At 67.9% G+C, this 16,461-nt stretch carries 18 protein-coding genes; 9 read left to right on the top strand and 9 right to left on the bottom strand.

Features of this window, described 5'->3' with window-relative positions; all coding sequences use genetic code 11:
* Positions 1-69 precede the first annotated feature (69 nt).
* The gene (gene carA / locus LPA46_RS16065; RefSeq protein ID WP_230893365.1) at positions 70-1,128 is read left to right on the top strand and encodes a glutamine-hydrolyzing carbamoyl-phosphate synthase small subunit; all 1,059 of its coding nucleotides are present in this window, start codon (positions 70-72) and stop codon (positions 1,126-1,128) included.
* Here the strand turns inward: carA and LPA46_RS16060 are convergent.
* The 3 genes from LPA46_RS16060 to LPA46_RS16050 are packed head-to-tail and all read right to left on the bottom strand — an operon-like array spanning position 1,125 to position 2,309.
* Positions 1,125-1,658, bottom strand: a complete 534-nt coding sequence (locus tag LPA46_RS16060; RefSeq protein WP_230893364.1) for a DUF7504 family protein — start codon at positions 1,656-1,658, stop codon at positions 1,125-1,127. The two genes, carA and LPA46_RS16060, sit on opposite strands and share 4 nt — an antisense overlap.
* Entirely contained in the window at positions 1,648-1,995 is a 348-nt protein-coding gene (locus tag LPA46_RS16055) for a hypothetical protein (protein ID WP_230893363.1), read from the bottom strand. The genes LPA46_RS16060 and LPA46_RS16055 overlap by 11 nt, the downstream gene beginning before the upstream one ends.
* Positions 1,992-2,309 carry a hypothetical protein gene (locus LPA46_RS16050; RefSeq protein WP_230893362.1) on the bottom strand — a complete coding sequence of 106 codons (318 nt, stop codon included), beginning with the start codon at positions 2,307-2,309 and terminating at the stop codon, positions 1,992-1,994. The genes LPA46_RS16055 and LPA46_RS16050 overlap by 4 nt, the downstream gene beginning before the upstream one ends.
* 110 nt (positions 2,310-2,419) lie before the next feature.
* On the opposite strand from LPA46_RS16050, the gene LPA46_RS16045 reads away from it, so the two are divergent.
* Positions 2,420-2,686 carry a hypothetical protein gene (locus LPA46_RS16045; RefSeq protein ID WP_230893361.1) on the top strand — a complete coding sequence of 89 codons (267 nt, stop codon included), beginning with the start codon at positions 2,420-2,422 and terminating at the stop codon, positions 2,684-2,686.
* 1 nt (position 2,687) lies between these two features.
* On the opposite strand, the gene carB is transcribed toward LPA46_RS16045, so the two are convergent.
* Positions 2,688-5,921 carry a carbamoyl-phosphate synthase large subunit gene (gene carB, locus LPA46_RS16040; RefSeq protein WP_230893360.1) on the bottom strand — a complete coding sequence of 1,078 codons (3,234 nt, stop codon included), beginning with the start codon at positions 5,919-5,921 and terminating at the stop codon, positions 2,688-2,690.
* Positions 5,922-6,073: 152 nt separating this feature from the next.
* Positions 6,074-6,619 carry a DUF5815 family protein gene (locus tag LPA46_RS16035; protein ID WP_230893359.1) on the bottom strand — a complete coding sequence of 182 codons (546 nt, stop codon included), beginning with the start codon at positions 6,617-6,619 and terminating at the stop codon, positions 6,074-6,076.
* A gap of 278 nt (positions 6,620-6,897) precedes the next feature.
* Between LPA46_RS16035 and LPA46_RS16030 the strand changes: the two genes are divergently transcribed.
* Together LPA46_RS16030 and LPA46_RS16025 are read left to right on the top strand one after the other, a co-directional pair.
* Positions 6,898-7,797, top strand: a complete 900-nt coding sequence (locus tag LPA46_RS16030; protein WP_230893358.1) for an ABC transporter ATP-binding protein — start codon at positions 6,898-6,900, stop codon at positions 7,795-7,797.
* Positions 7,790-8,578, top strand: a complete 789-nt coding sequence (locus LPA46_RS16025; protein ID WP_230893357.1) for an ABC transporter permease subunit — start codon at positions 7,790-7,792, stop codon at positions 8,576-8,578. Before LPA46_RS16030 ends, LPA46_RS16025 begins: the two co-directional genes overlap by 8 nt.
* Before the next feature lie 184 nt (positions 8,579-8,762).
* Here LPA46_RS16025 and LPA46_RS16020 read toward each other — a convergent pair whose 3' ends face one another.
* The 3 genes from LPA46_RS16020 to LPA46_RS16010 form a co-directional block, all read right to left on the bottom strand.
* The gene (locus LPA46_RS16020; RefSeq protein WP_230889248.1) at positions 8,763-9,182 is read right to left on the bottom strand and encodes a DUF7124 domain-containing protein; all 420 of its coding nucleotides are present in this window, start codon (positions 9,180-9,182) and stop codon (positions 8,763-8,765) included.
* A gap of 50 nt (positions 9,183-9,232) precedes the next feature.
* Entirely contained in the window at positions 9,233-9,487 is a 255-nt protein-coding gene (locus LPA46_RS16015) for a hypothetical protein (RefSeq protein WP_230893356.1), read from the bottom strand.
* 97 nt (positions 9,488-9,584) lie between these two features.
* Complete coding sequence (locus tag LPA46_RS16010; RefSeq protein WP_230893355.1) at positions 9,585-10,838, bottom strand: NAD(P)/FAD-dependent oxidoreductase; 1,254 nt, start codon at positions 10,836-10,838, stop codon at positions 9,585-9,587.
* Positions 10,839-10,998: 160 nt separating this feature from the next.
* Here LPA46_RS16010 and LPA46_RS16005 point away from each other — a divergent pair, with 160 nt between their 5' ends.
* Positions 10,999-11,571 (top strand): DUF6149 family protein, encoded by a 573-nt coding sequence (locus LPA46_RS16005; RefSeq protein ID WP_230893354.1) that lies wholly within the window; start codon positions 10,999-11,001, stop codon positions 11,569-11,571.
* Here LPA46_RS16005 and LPA46_RS16000 read toward each other — a convergent pair whose 3' ends face one another.
* Positions 11,572-12,912 (bottom strand): NAD(P)/FAD-dependent oxidoreductase, encoded by a 1,341-nt coding sequence (locus LPA46_RS16000; RefSeq protein WP_230893353.1) that lies wholly within the window; start codon positions 12,910-12,912, stop codon positions 11,572-11,574.
* A gap of 96 nt (positions 12,913-13,008) precedes the next feature.
* Here LPA46_RS16000 and LPA46_RS15995 point away from each other — a divergent pair, with 96 nt between their 5' ends.
* The 4 genes from LPA46_RS15995 (at position 13,009) to LPA46_RS15980 (ending at position 16,450) form a co-directional block, all read left to right on the top strand.
* On the top strand, positions 13,009-13,884 hold the full coding sequence (locus LPA46_RS15995; RefSeq protein ID WP_230893352.1) for a homoserine kinase: 876 nt from the start codon (positions 13,009-13,011) through the stop codon (positions 13,882-13,884).
* Between the two features lie 114 nt (positions 13,885-13,998).
* On the top strand, positions 13,999-14,925 hold the full coding sequence (locus LPA46_RS15990) for a substrate-binding domain-containing protein (RefSeq protein WP_230893351.1): 927 nt from the start codon (positions 13,999-14,001) through the stop codon (positions 14,923-14,925).
* 2 nt (positions 14,926-14,927) lie between these two features.
* Positions 14,928-15,686: an ABC transporter permease gene (locus LPA46_RS15985; RefSeq protein ID WP_230893350.1), complete on the top strand. Its 759-nt coding sequence runs from the start codon at positions 14,928-14,930 to the stop codon at positions 15,684-15,686.
* Positions 15,683-16,450 carry an amino acid ABC transporter ATP-binding protein gene (locus LPA46_RS15980; protein ID WP_230893349.1) on the top strand — a complete coding sequence of 256 codons (768 nt, stop codon included), beginning with the start codon at positions 15,683-15,685 and terminating at the stop codon, positions 16,448-16,450. Before LPA46_RS15985 ends, LPA46_RS15980 begins: the two co-directional genes overlap by 4 nt.
* Positions 16,451-16,461 lie beyond the last annotated feature (11 nt).

The following is a 16,461-nucleotide window of genomic DNA, read 5'->3' as shown; positions in this document are numbered from 1 at the left end:
GAATTTCGAATTTCGCAACTTCGCTACGAAAGCAAGATTTATACTCCGGGGATGCGTTTGAATCTCGTAATGTCGGACGCCTACCTCGCGTTAGAGACCGGCGACGTGGTCGAAGCCAACGCCCGCTCCCCGGGCCAGGCGCGAGGCGAACTCGTGTTCACGACCGCCTACACTGGATACGAGGAGAGCCTCACAGACCCGTCCTACGAGGCCCAAGTACTCACCTTCGCGTACCCCCTCATCGGGAACTACGGCGTCCGTGAGGAACGCTTCGAGTCGGACCGCGTCCACCCCAGCGCCGTCGTCGCCCGCGAACTCACCGACGACGTCGCCGAGTGGCTCACCGAGGAGGGCGTCCCCGCCGTCGACGGCCTCGACACCCGCGACCTCGTCCTCGACATCCGCGAGGGCGGCGCGATGAAGGTCGGCATCGCCGCCGGCCCCGACGCCACGCCCGAGGACGCCCGCGCGCAACTGGAGGACTGCCCGCACATGAGCGACCTCACGGACATCGGCAGCCGCGTCAGCGTCGACGAACCCGAGGTCCACGGCGACGGCGACACCGACGTCGCGCTCGTCGACTGCGGGGCCAAGGGCTCCATCGTCTCCGAGCTCGTCGAACGCGACGCGACCGTCCACGTCCTCCCCTACGACACCACACCCGCGGAACTCGCGGCCGTCGACCCGGACGTGCTGTTCATCTCGAACGGCCCCGGCGACCCCGCGAATTTCGAGGCCGCCGAGACGCTCGTCTCCGAATTCGTCGGCGACCTCCCGGTCGCGGGCATCTGCCTCGGCCAGCAGGTCGTCGCCCGCGCGCTCGGCGGCGCCACCGAGAAGATGGACTTCGGCCACCGCGGAGTCAACCAGCCGGTCCTGGACTACGACTCCGGGCGCGTCGTGATGACCACGCAGAACCACGGCTACACGGTCGCCGAACCCGGCGACCTCGACGTCACGCAGGTCAACGTCAACGACGACACCCCCGAAGGCCTGGACTCCGAGGAACTGGACGTCATCACGCGCCAGTACCACCCCGAAGCCAACCCCGGCCCCCACGACAGTCTCGACTTCTTCGACGACGTGCTCGAGTTGGCCTCAAGCCGCACGACGGTCACGGCCGACTAATCTAACCGTACTTCTTCGTCGACGAGGCCGCGGAGCTGCGTCGACGCCTGTTCGCTGAGCACGCCGCTCGCCGTCGTCAGGACGCCGTGGGCGTTGCGCGCCCGTATCGCGCTCACGAGCGTGTCCAGCAGCCGGAACAGCCGCTCGGGGGCGACGTACATCGAGAGTACGCCGACGCCGTCGACGACCACCCAGCCGGTCTCGGGCTCGACGTGCTCGAACGCCTTCGAGAACTGGATGCTCACGCCCGTCAGGTCGCTCGGCGCGACGCGCTCGGTCACCCACAGCGGCCCGTCGTAGTCGACTTCCGTCCCCGTGACCGGAACGACGCCGACGCGGCGCGGGTCGCCGCCCCGTTCCTCGATGCGCGTTTCGAGTTTCCCCAGGTGGCCGTCGGTGGTCACCACGAGCAGATTCTGGAACGCGGCGTCGGGGAGCGCGTCGACGATTCGCTGGCCGCTGGGCTGCACGCAGAGCGCGACCTCGCCGGCCGCCAGGTCGCCGAGTCGCCGCTCGAACTCAGGAGTCACGCTCGAACCCTCCACTGAATTCGCCGGCGTCGATTTCCACGCCCTCCTGTCCGAGGTGCACGAATTCGCGGGCGAACCGCCACGTCGCAGCGACGCTCACCACGCCGCTGGCCGCGTACGCGACGTACGCCGCCACCTCGACGAGTGCGCCGGCGCTGGTGACGTCAACGAAGAGTTCCAGCACCGACCCGACCATCAGGCAGCCCAGCGCGCCCACTAACAACAGGACGCCGCCCCGGTAGAGGACGTTCCGCGAGTACGCCACCGCGGGGTACGCGAAGCCCGCGCACAGCACCACGAGCACCGCGACCTCCGCGAACCAGACCAACCACGTCATCGGCCGACCACCCGCCGTTCCGTGAACAGGGTCACGAACCGCCAACACGAGACGGTGATGGCGACGATGGCTATCGCCCACATCGCCAGCGCGAGTTGGCCGCCGTCCGCGGGCGTCGCGGGGTGCAGCGTCGCGCCCGTCGAGACTGTCATCGCGCCGAACACGACGGGCAGCGGGGCGAGCGCGCGCCCCCACTCCGTCTCCCGGAAGCCCGCCGCTGCGATGGTCGCGAACGTGCACGCCACGGTCGTCGCGACGAGCGTCAGAATGTTGAGCGCGACGGTGATGTTCGTCGCCCACGTCGGCAGCGCCATGCTGGTCCGTCGCTTTTCGACGCGGTCACTAAGCAGTTTGGGCGAGGGGATGACACGAACGCGTGCCGCGCACCGAAACTATAAATCCACGAGCACAGAATCGGAAACTAATGTCGGACTCGGTCCTCTCCGGGAACAAATTCACGTTCCGCGAGTGGCACGCCGGCGTGCTCGGCGCCGCCGTCGGCGCGTTCGCCAGCTACCTCCACGCTATCGACTACACGAACCTCGGTGTCGCGCTCGCGGTCGTGTTCGTCGCGGCGGCGCTCGGCCTCCGGCGCTACGGCAGCGTCGCCGGCCGCACCGTCCGCCGAGAGCCGTGGTACGCGCTCGCTGCGTTCGTCCTCGCGGGTGCCGCCGTGTTCGCGCTCGCCTGAATCAGCCCCACTGCTCGTCGCGAATCGGGCGGTCGCCGACCGGCAGCACGTCGAGGTCGTCGTCGTGGTGGGCGACGCCTTCGAGCATCGCCTCCGCGCTCTCGACCGTCGAGAGGTACGGCACTTCCTCCTCGACGGCGGTTTCGAGGGCGTCGCGCTCGTCGGAGATTACGAAGTCGACGTCGCCGCGGCGAATCGCCTCCGAGAGGTCGTCGAACGTCTGCACGTCGAAGTACTCCTCGAAGCCGCTGACCGGGAGGTCGACGACGGCAGTGCCGCCGATTTCGGGGTCGTTGCCCGCGGCGCGCTGGGCCTTCCAGTACGCCAGCCCCGGCTTCGCGGCGGTGCCCATCACTTCGCCCGTGGACTTCATCTCCGGCCCGAGGCGCGGGTCCGAACCCGGCAGCCGGTCGAACGGCAACACGACCTCTTTGACGCTGTACTGCTCGGGGACGCCCTCGCTGACGTCGAGGTCCGAGAGCGAGAAGTCGGCCATCACCTTCGCCGCGAGCTTCGCAATCGGGACGCCGGTCGCCTTCGAGACGAACGGGACAGTGCGCGAAGAGCGCGGGTTCGCTTCGAGCACGTACACCTCGCCGTCCTGCACGGCGAGCTGGACGTTCAGCAGACCGACCGTGTCCAGCGCGGTGGCGATGTCCTCGGTGACCTCGCGCACGCGGCCGAGCGTCTCCTCGTCGAGCGAGCGCGGCGGAATCGTACACGCCGAGTCGCCGGAGTGGACGCCCGCGGTCTCGACGTGCTCCATCACGCCGCCGATGAGGACGTCCTCGCCGTCCGCGACGGCGTCGACGTCGAGTTCGACCGCGTCCGCGAGGAACTCGTCGACGAGGATGGGTTTGTCCGGGCTGACCCGGACGGCCTCCTCCATGTAGTGTTTGAGTTCCTCGTCGCTGTGGACGACGTCCATCGCGCGCCCGCCGAGCACGTAGCTCGGGCGGACGAGCACGGGGTAGCCGATGTCGTGGGCGAGGTCCAGCGCCTCCTCCTCGCTGGTCGCGGAGCCGCCGTCGGGCTGGCTGATGCCGAGTTCGTCCATCAGGACGTTGAACCGGTCGCGGTCCTCCGCGAGGTCCATCGCGTCCACGCTCGTCCCGAGAATCTCGGCGTCCACGCCGTCGCGGCGCTCCAACTCGGCCTCCAGCGGGTCCGCGACGTTCACGGAGGTCTGGCCGCCGAACTGCACCATCACGCCGTCGGCGTCGGTCGCCTCGACCACGTCGGCGACCTCCTCGGCCGTAATCGGCTCGAAGAACAGGCCGTCGCTGGTGTCGTAGTCCGTCGAGACGGTCTCGGGGTTGTTGTTCACGACGTGCGCCTCGATGCCGGCCTCGCGGAGCGCGCGCACCGCGTGCACCGAACAGTAGTCGAACTCCACGCCCTGCCCGATGCGGATGGGGCCGCCGCCGACGACGACCACGGAGTCGACGTCCGTGTTCACGCGGAGTTCGCCCGCGGCCGCGTCGCCCTTGAGCGGACCGTTGAACCACTCGGGACGCCGCGACGAGTAGTAGTACGGCGTCTGCGCGGCGAACTCGCCAGCGCACGTGTCTACCTGCTTGTACGAGCGGCCGGGGACGGCCTCCTCGACGTCGGTGACGCTGGCGCCAGCGCCGTCGGGCGCGAGTTCGTCTTCCGCGTCGTCGGTCGCGCCGGGCAGCCACGACGCGTTCGCGTCGTCGAACTCCCCACCCGCGAGCGCCGAGATTTCGTGGTTCGTGAAGCCGGCGGTGGCGGCAGCCGTGAAGTCGCCCTCGCTGGCGGCTTCCGCGGCCTCCGCGACGTTCTGGAAGCGCTCCAAGTACCACTCGCGGAAGTTAGTGAAGTCGTTGACCTCGTCGACGGTGTAGCCGCGGTCGAACGCCTCGAACACCGCGTACGGGCGGTCGGGCGTCGGCGTCTCCAGGTAGTCGGCTTCCAACTCGTCGTCGCTGACCGCGCCCCAGTCGACGTCCGGGTCGTACTCCGAGGAGCGCAGCGCCTTCAGGAGGCTCTCCTCGAACGTCCGGCCGATGGCCATCGCCTCCCCCGTGGACTTCATCGCCGTGCCGAGTTCGAAGTCCACGTCCGGGAATTTGTCCTTGGGCCAGCGCGGCACCTTCGTGACGATGTAGTCGATTGCGGGCTCGAAGGCGGCGGTGGTCTCGCCGGTAATCTCGTTCTCGATTTCGTGGAGGCGCTTGCCGAGCGCGACCTTCGCGGTGACCCGCGCGATGGGGTAGCCGGTCGCCTTCGACGCCAGCGCCGACGAGCGCGAGACGCGGGGGTTCACCTCGACGACGCGGTACTCGCCGCCGGGCGTGCCGTCGTCGCGCCACGCGAACTGGATGTTACAGCCGCCCTGGATACCCAGGTCGCGGATGACTTCGAGCGCGACGTCGCGCATCGCCTGGTGGCCGTCGTCGGGGATGACCTGGCTGGGCGTGACGACGGTGGACTCGCCCGTGTGGATGCCCATCGGGTCGATGTTCTCCATGTTGCAGACGATGATGCAGGAGTCGTCGGCGTCCCGCATGACCTCGTACTCCAGTTCGACCCAGCCCTCGATGGACTCGGTGACGAGCACCTCGTCGTTCCGGGAAAGGCGCAGGCCCTTCCGGACGCGAGCGACGAGTTCGTCCATGTCGTCGACGACGCCGGAGCCGCTGCCGCCGAGCGTGTACGTCGTGCGCGCGATGACCGGCAGCCCGCCGACCTCGTCGGCGGCGGCCTCGACACGCTCGCGCAGCGCGTCCTCGTCGAAGTCCTCGACGGACTCGCCCTCGTCGAGCGTGATGGTCGTCGACGCCGGGACGGGCTCGCCGAGGTCCTCCATGCGCTGGCGGAACAGGTCGCGGTCCTCGGTCGCATAAATCGTGTCCAGCGGCGTCCCCATGATGTCGACGTCGTACTCGTCGAGGACGCCCTCCTCTGCGAGCTCCGCGGTGACGTTCAGCCCGGTCTGGCCGCCGAGCCCGGCGATGACGCCGTCGGGGTTCTCCTGGGCGATGACCTCCGCGATGGCGTCGGTCGTGATGGGCTCGATGTACACCGCGTCGGCCATCTCGGGGTCCGTCATGATGGTCGCGGGGTTGGAGTTGACGAGCACGACTCGCACGCCCTCCTCCTGCAGTGCCCGGCACGCCTGCGCGCCAGAGTAGTCGAACTCAGCCGCTTGTCCGATTTGGATGGGGCCGCTCCCGATGAGCAGTACCGTGCGGTCGTCGTGCTCGCTCATTTCTACTCGTTCGGAGTTCGCCCATCGTAATAAGCCCCGCGGAATGGACAGAAGTTCGAAGTCGAATTGCGAAAATCGAAGCGGTTGCGAGCGATACGATGCTCTCGGTGGCGTCGTTTCGGTCAGGTGCGAGAATCTCCCGCAGCGACCCGCTACGCGGGCGTGTCGTACTCGTCCTCGAAGTCCCGTTGTGCGCGGTACGCGTCCACGAACTCGCTGACGTCGAACTCCTGCATCTGCTGCTCGAACTCGCTCTCGGTGCCGCTGTCGTCGGCGTGACTCACCGCGTGGTCCATCAGTTCGACGACCAGTTCGACGACGACCTCGTGGAGTTCGCGCGCTTCAAGGTCCGTCACCCACAGCAGCGCGTAGCCGACGCTGCCGTTCTCGCTCTCGTCCACGGCGACGATGTCCTCGGGGAGCTGCTCCATCACCGCGCCCATCAGGTGCGGCGTTCCGAACTCCTCGAACTCGTCGTCGGGCGCGGGCGTCACCGCCTCCTTCAGCACCGCGACGATGTCCTCCGGCACGAACCGCGACGGCGGATGCATGTCCATCACGACCGCGTGCGTCTCCCCGCACGAACAGTCGTACTCCCGCATCCCCAAGTCGAAGTCCTTCACGTGAGCCTGCTCCCCGCACGGGAGGTCCACCCACGCGTCGTCGTCCTCGGCCCCCGGTACGCGCGGCTCGGTCATTACCACGCGGTTGGCCCGCCGACCGGTTAAGCCCCGCGAACACCGTCTGACCGTTTGGACTCTCTCAGCACTGAATCGGTCGCCGTCGAGACCGTCCAGAAAGCCCCGGCGCGCTCGCCTCCCGCGGCTCGCTGCGCTCCTCGCTTCGCTGCGGTGCTTACTTCGCCGGGGTTCGGCGACCGCGCCGCCCCTTTCAGTCCACCCACTGCCGGCTGGTCGGGTCGCTGTTGGCTGTTCTCGGGCCGAATCTTCTTGGCGGGTGTGTGCGTCTGTCCGCTATGGCCGCCATCGAACTCCGCGACCTCACCAAGCGCTACGGGGACCTCGTCGCCGTCGACGACGTCTCCTTCGAGGTCGAAGCCGGCGAAGTGTTCGGCTTCCTCGGGCCGAACGGCGCCGGCAAGACGACGACCCTCCGCACGCTTCTCGGGATGCAAGCACCCACTTCGGGGACCGTCTCGATTCTCGGGCACGACACCACCGTCGAGAGCCAGCGCCTCGACGCGCTCGCGGACACGGGCTTCCTCCCGAGCAACCCGCAGTTCGACGAGCAAGCCACCGGCTTCGAGGTGCTCAACCTCCACGAGTCGCTGAAAGGTGGCTCTCGGCGCGCCGACCTCCTCGGCCGGTTCGAACCGCCGCTGGACCGTCCCGTGCGCGAGTACTCCACGGGGAACGTCCAGAAACTCGGCATCGTGCAGGCGTTCATGCACGACCCCGACGTCGTCGTCCTCGACGAACCCACGTCCGGGCTGGACCCGCTGCTCCAGGACCGCTTCAACGAGTTCGTGCGCGACGAGCGCGAGCGTGGCGTCACCGTCCTGTTCTCCAGTCACGTCCTCAGCGAGGTGCGACGCATCTGCGACCGCGTGGCCGTGCTCCGGGACGGGGAACTCGTCGCCGTCGAGGACGTCGAGACCCTGCTCGACCGCAGCGGGAAGGTCGTCCGCGCTCGCGTCGCCGACGACGTCCCCGAGAGCGCCTTCGACATCCCCGGCGTCTCGGACCTCGCGCGCCGGCCCATCGACGGCGCGACACGCGTCTCGTTCACATTCACGGGCGACGTGGACGCGCTCGTGGACGAACTCGACCGCTACCCGTTGCAGGAACTCGACGTCGAGGAAGCGCCACTCGAGGACGTCTTCCTCGACTTCTACGGGGGTGACGACGATGTTTGAGATTGCTGCGTACGGTGCTCGCAAGCGCGTGAAGGGTGCGCTCGCGCTCTCGGTCGGCCTCTCGGCGTTCAGCGCGATGTACGCCGCGTTCTTCCCGTCGCTGACCGGGAACCTCGACCTCGAGGAGTACATCAAGGCGCTCCCGCCCGTGTTCGTGGAGGCGTTCGGCCTGCGCGCGTTCAACACCATCGAGGGGTTCCTCGCGACCGAACTCTACCAGTTCGCGTGGGTCATCCTCCTCGGCCTCTACCTCGCGTACAGCGCCGCCTCCCTGATTTCGGGTGACGTCGAGAGCGGTCGCATGGACGTCCTGCTCTCGCTGCCTGTCTCCCGCGCCCGCCTCGTCGGCGAGCGGTTCCTCTCGCTCGTTCCCGGCGTTCTCCTCATCAACGTCGTCGTCGCCGCGGTGACGTGGGTGGCGACGCGCGCCATCGGCTACCCAATCGGGACTGTCGACCTCGTCGCCGTCCACCTACTCTCGCTCCCGTACCTGTTCGCGTGCGCGGCAATCGGCCTGGCGTTCGGCGTCCTCGCGGACCGCGAGAGTATCGCCCAGCGCGCGGCGATGGCGACCGTCTTCGGGCTGTTCCTGCTCGAATCGCTGCTCGCGAGCACGGACTACGCGTGGGCCGGCGCCGTCGCGCCGATGCGGTACTTCGACCCGACCGCGATTCTCGTCGACGGCACCTACGACGTCGCCGGCGCCGTCATCCTCGTGGCCGCGACGCTGTTACTGGTCGCTGGCAGTCAACTGTACTTCCGGCAGAAGGACGTGAACTAACGACAGCAGACCCAACCGGTGGCCAGTATCCGCGAGTGAGCGGTCCGAAGGACCCGAACGAAGCGGTTCACTCGCGGCGAAGCCGCGAGGCCGACGAACCCCCGAAGGGGGTGAGGAGTGCTTTTTCCGCAAGTTTTTGCAAGCGAGGGCGCCGCAGGCGCCCTCCCACAGCAAAAAGTGCGTTTCAGGGCCAGTCGTCGCGGACTTCGGCTTCGTCTTCGGGTTCGTCGTCGGTCTCGCTGGCGAGGTCCCAGTCGGCTTTCGCGGCGGCGTCCTCCAGCGGGAGGTACTCCCAGCCGACTTCCTCGGCGAGTGCGCGGTCGTCGTCGTCGATGCCGACGAAGACGTGGCGTTCGGTGTCGAACTGGCGTTTGACGGATTCGAGGCTCTCCTTGCGGCCCTTCGGGCCGGAGAAGAAGTCCTGGCGGATGCGGCGTTTGCGCGTGAAGTTGGTGACGACGTACGTGGGTTCGTCGGAGACGACGCCGACGTACTCGGTCCACTGGCGCGCGCCCGCGAACGCGGTCCCGGGTTTCGCGAGTTCCTGGAGCGCGGACAGCTCGAACGCGAGGGTCATGTCCGTGCTCCCGCCGGATTGACTCATGGCGGAACATCGGGCGCGAACGGGAAAAACGGCTTCGGTCGCGGGCCGCGCTACTGGGCGATGTCGAGGCGATAGTAGCCGGTGAAGCGGACGACTTCGCCGTCGGCGAGGTCGTCGGCGACCTCCTCGGGGATTGTCACGCCGTCGCCGTCGACGGCGTCCGGGAGGGCGGCCTGTGCTCGGTCGTGGAGTTCGTCGTAGTCGCGGACGGTCTCCTCGACGGTCGTCGGCGCGGTCTCGGTTGCTTCCAGAATCGGGTTCATGTGCTCACCGGCAGTATCGTGTGCCGTGCCAACGTATGCCACGAAAGAACATAAGGATACCGGCAGGTCGGCTGGTGAACGAGGAACGCGGACCGAATACGTAGAAACGAGCGACGAACGACCGAGCGCGAGGCGGGTCCTACTGTTCCTGCGGAATCGCGAGCTCGTCGATTTCGAAGTTCTCCTGGAGGAGGACGTCCTGCTGGTCGGCGACGACGGCCTCGTCCTTGATGAGCTTCTTGTACTTCGACTGCGGCGCGAGGTTCCCGATGAGCACGCCACCGATGAGTTTGCCGTCCTTGAACGTCAGACGGCGCCACTCCGTGTCGCTGTACTTGCGCTCGCAGGACTCGTCGCCCATCGTCGGGAAGCCGAAGGAGAGGAACGGGAAGTCGAAGTGCGTAATCGAGTACGAGGACACCCAGCGGAACGGCTCGATGTCGACGTCGTATCCTTCGTCCGCGAGCATCGTCTTCCCGGCGAGGGCGCCCTGCTGTTTCGCGGAGCCCCACGAGCCGTTCTGCGCGCGCTCGTCCATGATGGTGTCCCAGTACTGGGTGATGTCGCCAGCGGCGTAGACGTCCTCGACGTCGGTGCGCATGTACTCGTCGACGTGGACGCCGTTGTCGATGGTGGCTTCGGTGTCCTGTAGGATTTCGACGTTGAAGTCAAGGCCGATGGCGACGCCGACGAAGTCCGAGTCGTGGCGGTCACCGTTCCCGTCGACGGTCGCGACGACTTCGCCGTCGTCGTTCGTCTCGAAGTGGTCCGCGCCGGACTCGAAGACGGGCTCGACGCCCTTCTCGCGGAGCCCCTCGTGGATGATTTCGGCGCCTTCCGCGCTGAGCGCGTACCGCCACCAGCGGTCGCCGCGCATCAGGTACTTCGCGTCGACGTCCTGGCCGCCGCAGATGGCCGCGAGGTCGATGCCGAGCAGGCCCGCGCCGACGACGACGCCCGTGTCGGCGTCTTCGGCGTGCTCTCGAATCTTCCGTGCGTCCTGGAACGTCCAGAAGTGGTGGACGCCGTCGGCGTCGGAGTTCTCGACGGGGAGCTGGTTGGGCGTGCCGCCCGCCGCGACCAGCAGCTTGTCGTAGCTAATTTCGTCGCCTTCGTGGGTTTCGACGGTGTGGGCGTCCGGGTCGACACCCGTGACGAGCGTGTTCAACTGGAGGTCGATGTCGCGCTCGTCGTACCAGTCCGGTTCGTGGATGCTGATGGGGGCTTCCGGGAGCTTCCCCTTCGCGAATTCCTTGATGAGAATCCGGTTGTAGAGGGCCTCGCCCTCGTCTGTGACGACGGTGACGTCGGCGTCGGGAGCCTCCTCGCGGATAGCTTCGGCGGCGGAGCTGCCCGCGATGCCGTCGCCGATTATCACGTAGGACTCGCTCATGTTCGGACTGTGGCATTCCGGGTTAAAGTGGATTGCTATCTCTCCGGCGGGACGAGAATATTGCGCGAACGCGGCGCACGCACGTGATTTCCGAATCGGCAGCGAGCGCGAACGGTGCCGCGTCGGGACGTTCTTTAGGCCCGCGTCCGTAGCCGTGGACGTGAAACTCCACCAGAACGCCAAGCACTTCGCGTCCCGGAAGGCGCTGGAACTGCCCGGCGTGCGCTCGGTCGCCAAGAAGGGGTTGGTCGACCTCCACGTCCGCATCTTCTCGGGGAAGGCCGACGAGGCCCGCCGCGAGGAGCGCCGCGACCACCTCGAGGACTTCTTCGACGCGACGATGGACATGTACCTCGCCGCCCTCCAGGAGGGCTACTCGGAGGCCGAGGCTCGCGAGACTACGCACATCGTCGCCAACTTCGACTTCTACAACCACGGCTGGGCGGAGATGATGGAGTTCCCGCCGAGCGAACTGACCGACCACTACGAGCGCTACGAGAAGTTTTTCGACGCCCACGGAATCAGCGTCGACGACCCGCTCGGCGAGTTCCGGCCCGCCGACGGCGTCGCGGACGCCCCCGCAACACCCGACCGTCTCGACGAGGCCGACTTCGACCACACCGAGGGCGGCTACGCCGACGACGTCTACGTCGAGACCGAGGACGGCGAGGTGCAGCGCGGCGACGTCGAGGAACCCGACGACGTCGACCCGTCGAAGAGCCCCGGGACGTAACTACGCCTCCTTCTCGCCGGCGATGCGGTCGGCACATTCGTACCCGGCGACGATGCCGCCGTTGAGCGAGCGCTCTGGGTACTGGGCGCGAGAAGCCATCCCCGCGTAGTAGACGCCGTCGGCGACCTCGGTGTCGAGGTGGTAGGGAATCACCATGTCGAGGTAGCCGCGCTCGTAGACGGGCGCCGTCCGGGGGTTGCGCGCGGTGGAAATCCAGTTGACGTGCGAGCGGTCGAATTCGGGGAACAGCGATTCGATGCCGTCGAGCCAGTGCTCGGCGACCTCGTCGTCGCTCATCTGCCAGACGGGGTCGTCGGGACTCTGGATGTACTTCGGGACGTACAGCAGGTGTTCGTCGCCGTAGCGCTCCGGCGGTACGAAATTCGTGTGCTCGATGAGCGCGCCGAACGGCGCGTCGTCGGCGATATTCAGCCAGTACGTGTCCGTGAGCTGGCGGTCCATGCTGATTATGGAGCAGACCGTCCCCTGAAACGTGATGTCGCACTCGTAGCCGGTGAGCGCTTCGAGGACGTTCGGCATCGCGGCGACGACGACGGCGTCCGCGTCGACGGTTTCGACGTTCGTGAAGCCGTCCTCGGCGGGGTCGCTGTGCTCGACGGTCACGGTCTGGAGTTCGCCGTCGGCGGTGCCGACGTTCGTGACGCGCGCGTTCGTGTCGATATTGTCGCGGCCGACATCCTCGACGAGCGCGTCGTTCAGCCGACCGAAGCCGCCGTCGAGGTAGCCCAGCGGCTCGCCGCGCAGGAGATCGCGCTCGCCGCGGAATTTGATGCGACCGAGCAGCCACGCCGCGGAGACGTCCTCCATGCGCTCGCCGAACTTCGCTTCGAGGAGGGGTTCGAAGAACGTCTCGTAGACGTTGCGGGTGGTGTGCTCGATGCAGAACTCCTTGACCGGCACGTCCTCGAAGTCCTCGAGGTCGTCGTACGTGTCGAAGGAGGGGATGCCGCCGCGCACGTCGATGTCGAGCGTGAGCATCCCGAGACGGAATTTGTCGTAGAGACTCCAGTGCGGGAACGCGAGAATCTCCCAGGGTTTGTCCATCGGGTGGACGGTGCCGTCGACGTAGTAGGCGTTCTTCCCGATGGGCCACTGGAGGTCGTCGCCGAGGCCGAGGTCGTCCAGTAGGTCGACGATGGTCTCCTCGCTGGCGGAGAGGTGGTGGTAGAACGTCTCGATGGGGTCGCCGGCCGTCTCGGTGGTCGCCGCGAGGCCGCCGACCTGTCCGGACGCCTCGAAGACGCGCACGTCGTGGCCGTGGCCCTGGAGTCGGCGCGCGGCCGCCAGTCCCGCGATGCCGCCCCCGACGATGGCAATCATAGTCGCAGGTCGGGCGCGACTCCGGGTTAACGTTGCGGTCGCCCGTGCGTTGCGGAGTCCGCTACGCTTTTGCGCGGGCCCCGGTAACGGACGGGCATGGTTACCGTCCGCGCGCCGGCGACGAGTGCGAACCTCGGCAGCGGCTTCGACGTCTTCGGGGTGGCGCTCGACCGACCCGCGGACGTCGTCCACGTCGAGCGCGCATCGGAGACGACAATCGAGATGACTGGGATGGGCGCGGACTTCATCCCCGAGGAGCCGATGGACAACACGGCCGGCGTAGTGGCCGAGGAACTGGGTGCGCCCGCTCACATCACCATCGACAAGGGCGTCCGACCGTCGTCGGGACTCGGGTCGTCGGCCGCCAGCGCTGCGGGCGCGGCCGTCGCGCTCGCCGAACTGTACGACCGCGACCTCAGCCAGCGCGAACTCGTCCGAGTCGCCGCGGAGGGGGAGGCCGCGGTCTCCGGGGACGCGCACGCGGACAACGTCGCGCCCGCCATCCTCGGCGGGTTCACGGTCGTCCGCGACGACGGCATCGAACGCGTCGCCGCGGACCTCGCGCTGGTCGTCTGCCTCCCAGACATCGTCGTCTCGACGCGCGACGCCCGCGGCGTCGTTCCCGAAACCGCGTCCATCGAGAACCTCGTCGACACCGTCGGATCGGCGGCGACGCTCTCCATCGGAATGTGCCGCAACGACCCCGAGCGCGTCGGCCGCGGCCTCGAAGAACACCTCGTCACGCCCGCCCGCGCGAAACTCATCGACGGCTACGACACCGCCTGCGAGGCCGCCCGCGAGGCCGGCGCGACGGGCGTCACGGTCAGCGGCGCGGGGCCCGCGATTCTCGCCGTCTGCCACGACGACAACCAGCGCGGCGTCGCCAGCGCGCTCGTCGACGGCTTCGAGCGCGACGGCGTCGACGCGACCGCGTACCGCTCGCGAGTCGGTGACGGCGCGACCATCCTCTGAATCGCTGACGAACCCACTGCCGTTCACTTCCACTCACATTCTTCCATTAGCGTAACTGATAGTCATCACTCCGTTCTGGCAACACTTTTGAGGATGGCGTCCAGCGATGTATCTATGCCAATACAACGGCGGAAGTTCCTCGCGACAGTGGGTACAGCGGCGACAGTCGGCCTCGCGGGCTGTTCGAGCGTGCTCGGCAGCGACGAGAGCGGCGCGGAAGTCACCGGCGAGACGCTCACGCTCACCACGACCACGAGCACGTACGACACCGGCTTGCTCGACGCGCTGAACGCGCCCTTCGAGGACATGTACGGCGTCACCGTCGACTCCGTCGCACAGGGGACGGGGGCGGCGCTGGAGACCGCGCGCAACGGCAACTCCGACGTCATCATGGTCCACGCGCGCTCGCTCGAAGACGAGTTCATGCGGAACGGCCACGGCGTCAACCGCCGCGACCTGATGTTCAACGACTTCGTCATCGTCGGCCCAGCCGACGACCCCGCCGGCATCGAGGGGATGAGTTCCGCGGCCGACGCGTTCGCCACCATCGCCGAATCCGAATCCCAGTTCGTCTCCCGCGGGGACAACTCCGGGACGCACACGAAGGAACTCGCCATCTGGTCGGAGGCCGGCGTCGAACCCGGCGGCAGCTGGTATCAGGAGACCGGTCAAGGGATGGGCGCGGTGCTCAACATCGCCAACGAGCAGGGCGGCTACACGCTCGCCGACCGCGGCACCTACCTCTCCCAGCAGTCCGAAATCGACCTCACGATTCTCGTCCAAGGCCCCATCGAGGGCGGCCCGGAACTGCTCGCGAACCCCTACGGCGTGCTCGCCGCCAACCCCGCGCGCCACGAGGACGCCAACTACGACCTCGCGATGGCGTACATCGGCTACATCACGAGCCCGCAGGGCCAGCAAGTCATCTCGGACTACACCGCGAACGGTGAACAACTGTTCTTCCCGCGCGCGCTCTCCGAGGACCCGAACTTCCAGCAGTACGTCCCCGAAGGCTGGAGCGCTGACGAGTCGAACGAGTGAAGATGGTCGCGGTGCTGGCTGCACTCGTGTCGCTGGCTGACGTCCTCTCCGTGCTCGCACACGTGGCCGCCGGGCCGCTGTTCGTGGAGTTCCCGTTCGAATCTCAGTACATCACGAGCATCATCTTCGTCTCGCTGTACGTCAGCCTCTCCGCCGTCGCGCTCAGCACGCTGTTCAGCGTCCCCGTCGCGCTCGTCGTCGGCTTCACCGACTTCCCCGGCAAGCGCCTGGTCAAGGCAGCCATCAACACCGGCATGGGGTTCCCGAGCGTCGTCGTCGGGCTGGTCGTGCTGTTCGCGGTCTCGAATCAGGGGCCGCTCGGCGAACTCAATCTCGTGTTCACGAAGGAAGCGATGATTATGTCCCAGTTCGTGCTCGCGACCCCGCCCATCACCGGTATCGCGCTGGCGTCCGTCACGGGCGTCCAGGCGGACGTCCGGGACGCCGCGTTCGCGCTCGGCGGCACGCGCCTCGACGTGGCGCTGACCGTCGTCAAGGAAGCCCGCTACGGCATCGCCACCGCCGTTCTCGCGGGGTTCGGGCGCGCCATCAGCGAGGTCGGGTCCGTGCTCATCGTCGGCGGGAACATCGCCGGCTCGGACGGCGTCTCGAAGACGCGCACGCTCACGACCGCCGTCCAACTGGAAGCCCGGCAGGGCCGCTACGAGACCGCGCTCGTACTCGGCGCGGTGTTGCTCGTGCTCGTGCTCGCCGTGAACGCCGTCGTCGTCCGTCTCGGGGACGGAGGGCAGATGCGATGACGCTGCGCGCCGACGGCGTCACGCGCGCCTACGGGGACGAGGTGGTCTTCCGGGACGTCGACTTGCGCGTCCCGCAGGGCGAAGTCGTCGCCATCATCGGGCCGTCCGGCGTGGGGAAGTCGACGCTGCTGCGCCTGCTCGGGCTGTTCACGCCGCCCGACGAGGGCAGCGTCGCCGTCGACGGCACCGACGCGTGGTCGCTGCCCACCGACGACCGCCTCGCGCTCCGGCGGCGCGTCGGCGTCGTCTTCCAGGAAGCGAGTCTCTTCGACGCGTCGGTCGCGCGCAACGTCGAGTACGGCCTGCGCGTCCGGCGGTCGTGGCGCGAACGCGTCCGCGACGAACTCCGCGCGCTCGTCGGTACCACCGAACTGCCGGACACGGCCCGCGACGCGCTCGACGTCGTCGGGCTCGCCGACTACGTCGACAAGCCCGCGGACTCGCTTTCGGGCGGGGAAGCCCAGCGCGTCGCGTTCGCGCGCGCACTGGCGTACGACCCCGACTTCCTGCTGCTCGACGAGCCGACCTCGGACCTCGACCCGCGGAACACCGCCGTCATCGAGGACGCCATGACCGCGGCCGCCGAGCGCGACATCGGCGTCGTCGTGGCGACCCACGACATGAATCAGGCCCAGCGCGTCGCCGACCGCGTCGCCGTCCTCCTCGACGACAGCGTCATCGAGTCGGGGCCCGCGGACCGCGTCTTCGAGAACCCGCGCGACGAGCGCGCGCGGAAGTTCATCGACGGCGAACTCGTCTACTGAAAAGAGGGAGC

Source organism: Halobacterium sp. KA-6, from assembly GCF_021029015.1.
Lineage (GTDB): Archaea > Halobacteriota > Halobacteria > Halobacteriales > Halobacteriaceae > Halobacterium.
This window is presented reverse-complemented; position numbering and strand designations above follow the sequence as displayed.